General features: G+C 40.9%; 1 protein-coding gene. It reads right to left on the bottom strand.

Annotated features, from left to right (window positions below; genetic code table 11):
- The coding region (locus J4050_RS15125) for a CLIPPER-2 domain-containing protein (protein ID WP_438874721.1) at positions 1-1,418 on the bottom strand (1,418 nt) is incomplete at both ends.

Raw genomic sequence — 1,418 nt, 5'->3', positions numbered from 1 at the left:
GTGTTGGTCACCGTAAAGGCATAAGTGATCGTATCTCCAGCATCCGCAATACCATCGCCACCATCATTTAAGGTATCTACCTTGGTGATCGTGATGTTGGGTGATTGTAATATTGCTAAGGATGTTACATCATTAGTGGTGTCTCCATCATTGTTATCACCATTTACTGAATCAATATCATCTGTTTCAACAGTTTCAGGGTTTACAACTACGGTAGTTCCATCAGACTCTGTTCCGGTATCTGAAATATCCGTTAAATCATCAGCTGTATCACCTGTATTTCCTCCAGGAACTTCTCCACTAACAATTGCACTGTTTTCAACTCCTCCAGCATCTATATCAGCCTGCGTAATCGTATAGGTCGCCGTAAAAGAGGTACTGTCAGATGCTCCAGGCGCTAAACTTACTATAGTTGCTCCACTTACTGAGGCCGTCGGATCAACGACAAAAATATCGGTTATTGTAAAATCTCCAGTATTTGTTATAACAAAGTTATAGGTGATTATATCATCAATTACCCCAGGAGCACCAGCTGGTGTTATATTTGTAATACTCTTAATAAGACTCAATGAACATATTGCAGGGTCTAAAACAATGTCAGACAAGGCCACTTCTACACAAGTTGGTGTTCCAGCATATCTAACTGCTGGTGTATACGTACCTGGAACTAAACCAGTAAAAACGTTACTAGCCTGGAAAGGTCCGGCAGCACCGTTTACACTGTATTCAATCGCTCCTCCTCCATTATCGGTAGCATCAATGGTTATAGAGCCTACACCTGTTAAACAGTCTGGCTGAACAAATGAGGTTGTATTCTCAATTGTTGGTGGTGGGGTTAAGAATGTAGGGTCATATACAACGAAAGCTTTACCATCACCACCATTTCCACCAGCAACAGGTGCTCCTGTTTGTGTCATTCTAAAACCTCTAATTTCATCACCTGCAGGAACGAAGGCTGTTAAAGGATAGATCTTTACAAAGACATTCAAGCCTCCTATAAAATTAACACCAGTATCAAAATAGGTTCCTGGAAGTGCTACAACTGGAGTACCAGTTGGTGCCAAAGAATTATCTAAAGCCTCAATGGTAAATTCATTGTTACCTAAGGTCTCAGTGAACACCAAATAACGGTTAGAAGAAGAAACGATAGGTGTATTATATTGTATATCGACAAAATCTGTTGGAAAAATGGTGTTATCTGCCAAGAGTACGTGACGTAAGTCGTTAGAAGTATATGCCGCTAAGAGCGCAGGGTCAAAAATCTCAGGCCCATCTGTTATGTTGGCTTGCTCTACCTGTTCGTCCCAAACTAACTGACTGGTCGCCCCTGGGCTAGCAAATTGATAATTTACCGCATTAGGAACGTATATTTCGCTAAATGGATTTGGTTGACCTGCTAATTCAAAAGAAATAAAAGG

It is taken from the genome of Winogradskyella pelagia (genome assembly GCF_017581965.1).
Classification (GTDB): Bacteria; Bacteroidota; Bacteroidia; order Flavobacteriales; family Flavobacteriaceae; genus Winogradskyella; species Winogradskyella pelagia.
This window is presented reverse-complemented; position numbering and strand designations above follow the sequence as displayed.